General features: G+C 72.2%; 1 protein-coding gene. It reads right to left on the reverse strand.

Annotated features, from left to right (window positions below; genetic code table 11):
- Positions 1–48: 48 nt before the first annotated feature.
- Positions 49–1,545, reverse strand: coding sequence for an MFS transporter (locus CCN72_RS23635; RefSeq protein ID WP_086809372.1), 1,497 nt, complete (start codon positions 1,543–1,545; stop codon positions 49–51).
- Positions 1,546–1,796: the final 251 nt, after the last annotated feature.

Genomic DNA, 1,796 nt, shown 5'->3' on the forward strand with positions numbered 1-1,796 from the left:
GCCCGGGCCGGGCGGGCGGCCGGATGAGGGGCGGTGGCGGCGCGCCGTTCACGCCCCGCCGGCGCCCTCGGATGCCTGGCCGGCGCTGCCGGCTCCCGCGGCCCCGGCGGCTTCGGCCGTTTGGGCGGGCTGGGTGGTGCGGGGGGTCTTGCCGACGCTGCCGACGAAGAAGCAGGCGATCGCGGCGGCCGCGGTGGCCGCCAGCGTCATCTCCCAGCCCCGGTCGAAGGAGTCCACCTGGTGGGCGGCGCCGGAGCCCATGGTGGCCACCAGCAGCGAGATGCCGAGGACGGTGCCGGCCTGGCGGGCCATGGTGATGACACCGGAGCCGGTGGAGAAGCTCTGCGGCGGCAGGCCGGAGACACCGGCGCTGATCAGCGTGGGCAGGGTCAGGCCGACGCCGATGCCGGTGAGCAGCATGCCGGGCAGCATCCCGCCCGCGTAGCCGGCGTCCGGCCCCAGCAGGACCAGCCACCAGGCGATGCCCGCGCCGAAGACGACGCACCCGGTGAAGGCGACCATGCTGGAGCCGAAGCGGTGGATGACCGGCCCGATGCTCATGGCCAGCGCGGGCGGCAGCAGGGTCCCGGGGAAGATCGCGAGCCCGGTCCGCACCGCCGACCAGTGCCACACGTCCTGGCACCACAGCACGGTCGACAGCAGCATCGCCGCGAAGGCGACGGCGAACAGCACGTTGGAGAACGCGGACGGGCTGAAACCGCGGAACTTGAACAGCGGCAGCGGCAGCACCGGCGAGGCGTGCCGGGCGGAGCGCACCGTGAACCAGACCAGCCCCAGCACCCCGAGGACGAGGGCGCCGAGGAACTTCTCCGAGGCCCAGCCCCAGTCGTCGCCCCTGACCAGGCCGAGCGCGATCAGCGCGATGGACGCGGTCAGCACGGCGGCACCCAGCACGTCCGCCCGCGGCAGGTCCCGCGAGGGAACCCGCGGCAGCACCCGCAGACCGCCCAGCAGCGCGGCCACCCCGATCGGCACGTTCACCAGGAACACCCAGTGCCAGCTCAGATCGGTCAGCAGCCCGCCCAGCACCGGACCCAGCGCACTGGCCACACCGCTGATCGCCGTCCACCCGCGCACCGACGCGAGCCGCTTCTCGGGCGGCGCGGTCGCCAGCAGCAGACCGAGCGAGGAGGGGATCAGCATCGCCGCGCCGACCGCCTGCAGCACCCGCGCCCCGACCAGCAGCCAGATCCCCGGCGCCAGCGCGCACAGCACCGAGGAGAACGTGAAGAGCGCGATCCCCGACAGATAGGCGATCCGCGGATTGACCCGGTCCGCGAAATTGCCCGCCGGCACCAGCAGCGCCGCGAACACCACCGCGTACGCGTTCAGCACCCACGACAGGGACGCCAGCGACGTCCCCGAGAACTGATGCCCGATGTCCGGCAGCGCCACATTGACGATGAACACGTCCAGGTTGGCCATCGCCACCCCGGCGGCGATCACCGTGAAGACCACCCCGAGCCGCGGTCGTTGCTCTGCGGGACCGGGGGTATCGGCGGTCCGGCCGTCAGGGAGGCTCATGTTCGTCCCCTCTCAGTTTGGAATTCCAACTCACTTGCGCAGTGAAGCTAGCAACGAACGAACACGCACGGCAACGCCCGCCGTCATGCTGTGACGCGTACCTCTTCCGGCACGTCAGACAGCCCCCGATAAGGACGATGACGACCCGTCAGACAACAAAGGACACCATTTCGAACACACCGACACCCCCGGCTCCGGGAAGCGGCCACCCCCCGGAACGGGCACGGCCCCGTCCGGCCACGCCCCCGGCC

The organism is Streptomyces murinus (assembly GCF_002154555.1).
Classification (GTDB): domain Bacteria; phylum Actinomycetota; class Actinomycetes; order Streptomycetales; family Streptomycetaceae; genus Streptomyces; species Streptomyces murinus.

Excerpts from the sequence above, each read along its gene's own strand:
- CCN72_RS23635 (WP_086809372.1), bottom strand. The coding sequence starts at position 1,545 with ATGAGCCTCCCTGACGGCCGGACCGCCGATACCCCCGGTCCCGCAGAG.